Genomic DNA, 4,901 nt, shown 5'->3' with positions numbered 1-4,901 from the left:
CGATAGAGACATCAACGCTGCCAAAAATATCAGAGACGAAGGACTGCGTATTTTATCCTCAGGGACTGGGGAGTTCGCCTATCGCCCAAGTGTAAGTCGAGATAGTAGAGGACGTAAGAAATCTACTATCTCGCAATTTGCTGGGTAGGAAGCCGACTGTGTAATCTTTGATTCACTGTTCGGTAGTTCACCGATGACTTACCACCGATAATCCTTCTCCCTGTTGACGTTGCAAAAAACGGCCAATCAAATAGAGCGAACCACAGAGAACCGGTAGGCGATCGCCGTCCAAACAGGCCTCACTCAACGCCTCATCCACCTCCTGGGCCAACTCAGGCGAGATCTCAGGACAATAGGCGATCGCCTGCTGCGACAACTCCTCCAAGGGCATAAACTGATGGCCCGGAATCGGTAAAAAAATCAGGCGATCGCCCCCTCGTAACAACGCCGCCAAAATCCCCTCCGTATCCTTCGTCGCCAACATCCCCATCACCCACGTCACCGGCGTTTGCAAACTCTCCACATAACCCCGTAACGCCTGGGCCGCCGCCACATTATGAGCGCCATCCATTAAAATGCGCCGCTGTTGATAACTCAGCCATTGCAACCGTCCATCCCAGCGCGTCGTCAACATCCCCCGACGAATCGCCTCATCCGAGATCGTCCATCCCTGGGCCTGCAACTGACGAATCACCGCCAGGGCGATCGCCGAATTGACATATTGAACCGCCCCCCCCAAAGACAACTCATACTCAAACCCCTGCACCTGAACCCGATTCCCCTCAACCCGAATCGCGGGTTCGACCCAAACCGCCGGACAATTTAACACCTCAATCCGCCCTTGTACCACCCGTTGCGCCTCCGCCGGTAACGGCCCCACCACCGCCGCACAATTCGCCTTGAGGATTCCCGCCTTCTCCCCCGCAATCTCCCCTAACGTATTTCCCAAACGTTGCCAATGATCGCGACTAATCGAGGTAATAATACTCACCAGGGGGCGATCGCAGACATTCGTCGCATCCAGCCGTCCCCCCAATCCCACCTCAACCACCGCCACATCCACCGCCGACTCCGCAAAATACAACCAAGCCGCCGCCGTCACCACCTCAAACTGAGTCGGAGTCGGTTCATCAGGGACAATCGCCGCCTCAACCCGTTGCAGCAACGCCTCAAACCGCGCCTCAGCAATCGGATCACCATCGAGACAAATCCGCTCACACCAATGAGTTAAATGAGGAGACGTATAACGCCCCGTTCGGTAACCCGCCGCCGTGAGAATGGAACTGAGATACGCACAAACCGAGCCTTTCCCATTGGTTCCCGCCACATGAATCACCCGAACCTGATTTTGCGGATTCCCTAAATGGCTTAACAACCGTTGGATACGGTCTAAGCCTAGATGAACTCCAAAGCGGGCGAATTTGTTGAGATAGGTATCAAGCATGGTGATAGGGAACAGGGAACAGGGAACACCGGAACTGGGAACACCGGAACTGGGAACAGGGAACAGGGAACAGGGAACAGGGAACAGGGACAGTTGAGCGATTGTTCGCAGACGAGAAAAAGACCCAAATCGCTCAATTTCTTGGGCCTTGGGACTAATCCGTTAGACAATATCCTAGGAACCATTGACCCGTCAAAACACCCGAAAGCCAAATGAAGAGCATCAATCAAGATCGATTATGGATCGAACAGCTCAAATTCAATGATCGCGGCTTAATTCCCGCCATCGCTCAAGATCATAAAGACGGGGCTGTCTTAATGATGGCCTGGATGAACCGAGAATCCATCGAACGCACCCTCGACAGTGGCGAAGCCCATTACTGGAGTCGCTCTCGCCAAGAATTGTGGCACAAAGGCGCGACCTCTGGCCATATCCAGAAAGTCAAGTCCATCGCCTACGACTGCGACGGCGACACCATCCTCCTCAAAATTGACCAAGTGGGTGATGTGGCCTGTCACACCGGAGCGCGGAGTTGTTTTTTTAATCAAGTGCGGTAAAAGGGAACAGGGAACGGGGAACAGGGAACAGGAATAACCCGCCCCCAGAATAATGTCGGGGCTATTCACTTGAACCCGGTCCGACGTTTAGCACCGTATAACACCCAAAAACCTTAAGAATTTCCGTACATTTACGCAGATGAGCGATCGCCTCAGGGAGAATCGCCTCATCATCGGGGGCATCCACATCCACAAAAAAGAGATATTCTCCGAGCAGTCGTTTCGTGGGCCGAGATTCAATGCGAGTCATGTTAATCCCGTAATTTGCCAGCACCTGTAGGGGGTTGAGCAAGGCTCCAGGGGAGTTTTGGGGCAAACTAAAGGCCAAGGACAAATAGGGGCGTCCTGGGGCTTGTGGGAGGGGGATATCACGCTCCCAGGCCCGAACCACCCAGAAGCGAGTGCAGTTATCCCGATGATCGTTGATCGCATGAGCCAGAATCGGCAGATCATACAGTTGCGCGGCCCGTTCCGAGGCGATCGCCCCCACCGTGGCATCCTGTAAATACTGCAACGCCTCAGCCGTAGAGTTCGTCGAATGTAAACTAACCTGGGGAAGTTGCCGTTCGAGCCAATGTTGGCATTGCGCTAAGGCTTGGGGGTGAGAATAGACCGTTTTAATCTCATCCAACCCCCCACCTCGCGAAATCAAAGCATGGTGAATCGGTAACACCAACGCCTGTTGCACCTGAAGATGCTCCTTTTCCCAGAACCGGTCTAAACTTACCGTGACACTGCCCTGAATCGAGTTTTCGATGGGAATCACCGCCAAATCACAGGTTCGTGTCAACAGGGCCTCTAACGTTTGAGAAATGCTAGGATGAGGAACCAATTTGCCCTGGGTTCCACAACTGCGCTCTAGCCAGTTGCAATAGGCTAAAGCCGCGGCTTCGGTATAGGTTCCGGTTGGACCAAGATAAGCAAGGGTTAACATTAACAGTTGACAATAACAGTTGGCAGTCGACACATCCGTATGAATACGGTTAAGAGAGATGAAGGAGTCCAATTTGCAAAAAACAACTAAAACCTTTACCCAGAAAGCATTTGAGCATCTTAATGCTTCTGAGGACTCCAACATTGCTATTGACGCTTAGGTATTAATACGGTTAAGACGGGTACATGAGGATTTAGAGTTAGAACCGGGAGAATATTATGTCAAAGGTAATTGTAACGGGAGCCGCTGGATTTATTGGCTCGAATTTGGTCGAAGCCTTATTAGACCAAGGCCATCACGTCATTGGCGTGGATCGATTTACGGACTACTACGATCCCCGAGTCAAACATCGGAACTTGGGTCATGTCCTACGCAGAGCTAGGTTTCAACTGATCCAAGAGGATATTCGTAACTTAGATTGGAAATCTCTCCTAAAAGGCGTAGATATCGTCTATCACCAAGCCGCCCAAGCCGGAGTTCGCGCCAGTTGGGGGGAAGGATTCCAAGCTTACACAGAATTAAACGTCAATAGCACTCAGGTTCTGCTCGAAGCTGCCAAAGAAGCCAATCTGAGCCGCTTCGTCTATGCTTCCTCCTCCTCCGTCTATGGCAATGCCATGGCCTTCCCCACTTCAGAAACCACCCTACCCCAGCCGGTGTCGCCCTATGGCGTCACCAAATTGGCAGCAGAACATCTCTGTAGCCTCTATCACGCCAACTATGGAGTCCCGACGGTCTCCCTACGTTACTTTACCGTCTATGGCCCCCGACAACGCCCTGACATGGCCTTTCACAAGTTCTTGAAAGCCGCCTTAGATGATGAGCCCATCTCCGTCTATGGCGATGGCCAGCAAACCCGAGACTTCACCTTCGTGAAGGATGCTGTGGCGGCTAACCTGGCGGCGGGGATCGTTCCCGAAGCCGTCGGCGAAGTCTTCAACATCGGCGGCGGCAGTCGCATTACCCTGCGGGACACCATTTCCATTATGGAAGAGGTGGTCGGTCAACCCATTGCTATCAACTACATGGAAAGCTCTAAAGGAGATGCTCGCCACACCTGTGCCGATGGTTCCAAGGCTCAGAAGCTTCTCGGTTTTACCCCCAGCGTCTCTCTGCAAGAAGGGCTAACTCAAGAATGGCAGTGGGTACAACAGTTGTATCATCACCTTCGTTCTCCCCATCTACAACTGGTGGCTTAAGACGGCTGGCCACGTTTCAATACCCTTGACAACTGGGCTAGATTCTGAATCGATAAGGGGCGATCGCAACGTTAAGTCGTGCGTTGCGATCGCCCCTTTCTTGTGCCATCTATCCTGTGGCGTCTAGTTGGAGTAATGAGTGTCGATATTCACCTGAATCCGCTCCCGTTGTTCCGGAGTGAGAATCGGCGCCACCTGTAACCCCGTCATCTTTAAAATATTGTCGAGTTGCGCTTCCTGCTGGGATGACAACCCCATCAAATCCACCGATTCACTAAATGGCCGTCCCTCCTCAATTAAGGCCTGATGGAAGGTTTGCTGCTGTTGGGGACTTAACACCCGATTGATGCGAGCGTGCGTTTGCTCAAAAATTGGCCGCAGAACCACTAACTGTTGTTCAGTCATGTCGACTCCAGTAAAAATGGGGAGTCGTTGAGCCTGAGCGAATAGGGTTTGCGTATCAGGCGGTTGCGTCTCCTTCTGAACAATCGGTTCGGGGGGTTGGGCGATCGCCGGCCCAGAGAGGCCCAGTAATCCACTGGCGATCGCCCCAAACACGAGGGGTTGACCAAAAAATTTCATCACATCAAAACCTGTAAAGAGGAACTAAGACGGTAGACGCAACGAATCGGGAGAGGTTTCGGGAAGGGAACAGGGAACAGGGAACAGGGAACAGGGAAGGCAAGAGGCAAGAGGCAAGAGGCAAGAGGCAAGAGGCAAGAGGCAAGAGGCAAGAGGCAAGAGGCAAGAGGCAAGAGGCAAGAGGC

The 4,901-nt window shown here is 52.6% G+C and carries 5 protein-coding genes and 1 pseudogene; 3 read left to right on the top strand and 3 right to left on the bottom strand.

The annotated features are described in order from the left end of the window. A pseudogene (locus tag R6U67_RS13770) lies at positions 1-148 on the top strand (RNA-guided endonuclease TnpB family protein); the annotation flags it as partial. Positions 149-187: 39 nt separating this feature from the next. On the opposite strand, the gene R6U67_RS13765 reads toward R6U67_RS13770, so the two are convergent. Further along, complete coding sequence (locus R6U67_RS13765) at positions 188-1,444, bottom strand: bifunctional folylpolyglutamate synthase/dihydrofolate synthase (protein WP_410253075.1); 1,257 nt, start codon at positions 1,442-1,444, stop codon at positions 188-190. Positions 1,445-1,656: 212 nt separating this feature from the next. Here R6U67_RS13765 and hisI point away from each other — a divergent pair, with 212 nt between their 5' ends. Beyond that, on the top strand, positions 1,657-2,001 hold the full coding sequence (hisI, locus tag R6U67_RS13760; RefSeq protein ID WP_410253074.1) for a phosphoribosyl-AMP cyclohydrolase: 345 nt from the start codon (positions 1,657-1,659) through the stop codon (positions 1,999-2,001). A gap of 61 nt (positions 2,002-2,062) precedes the next feature. On the opposite strand, the gene pheA is transcribed toward hisI, so the two are convergent. Continuing rightward, positions 2,063-2,935: a prephenate dehydratase gene (pheA, locus tag R6U67_RS13755; protein ID WP_410253073.1), complete on the bottom strand. Its 873-nt coding sequence runs from the start codon at positions 2,933-2,935 to the stop codon at positions 2,063-2,065. Between the two features lie 218 nt (positions 2,936-3,153). Here pheA and R6U67_RS13750 point away from each other — a divergent pair, with 218 nt between their 5' ends. Beyond that, positions 3,154-4,134 carry an NAD-dependent epimerase/dehydratase family protein gene (locus R6U67_RS13750; protein ID WP_410253072.1) on the top strand — a complete coding sequence of 327 codons (981 nt, stop codon included), beginning with the start codon at positions 3,154-3,156 and terminating at the stop codon, positions 4,132-4,134. Positions 4,135-4,257: 123 nt separating this feature from the next. Here the strand turns inward: R6U67_RS13750 and R6U67_RS13745 are convergent, their stop codons facing one another. Further along, positions 4,258-4,716, bottom strand: a complete 459-nt coding sequence (locus R6U67_RS13745; protein WP_410253071.1) for a hypothetical protein — start codon at positions 4,714-4,716, stop codon at positions 4,258-4,260. Positions 4,717-4,901 lie beyond the last annotated feature (185 nt).

The organism is Sodalinema sp., from assembly GCF_046483825.1.
Taxonomy (GTDB): domain Bacteria; phylum Cyanobacteriota; class Cyanobacteriia; order Cyanobacteriales; family Geitlerinemataceae; genus Sodalinema.
The sequence above is the reverse complement of the archived record's forward strand: the minus strand, read 5'-3'. Positions and strand labels throughout refer to the sequence as shown.

Excerpts from the sequence above, each read along its gene's own strand:
- pheA (WP_410253073.1), bottom strand. The coding sequence starts at position 2,935 with ATGTTAACCCTTGCTTATCTTGGTCCAACCGGAACCTATACCGAAGCC.
- R6U67_RS13750 (WP_410253072.1), top strand. The coding sequence starts at position 3,154 with ATGTCAAAGGTAATTGTAACGGGAGCCGCTGGATTTATTGGCTCGAAT.
- R6U67_RS13745 (WP_410253071.1), bottom strand. The coding sequence starts at position 4,716 with ATGAAATTTTTTGGTCAACCCCTCGTGTTTGGGGCGATCGCCAGTGGA.
- R6U67_RS13765 (WP_410253075.1), bottom strand. The coding sequence starts at position 1,444 with ATGCTTGATACCTATCTCAACAAATTCGCCCGCTTTGGAGTTCATCTA.
- hisI (WP_410253074.1), top strand. The coding sequence starts at position 1,657 with ATGAAGAGCATCAATCAAGATCGATTATGGATCGAACAGCTCAAATTC.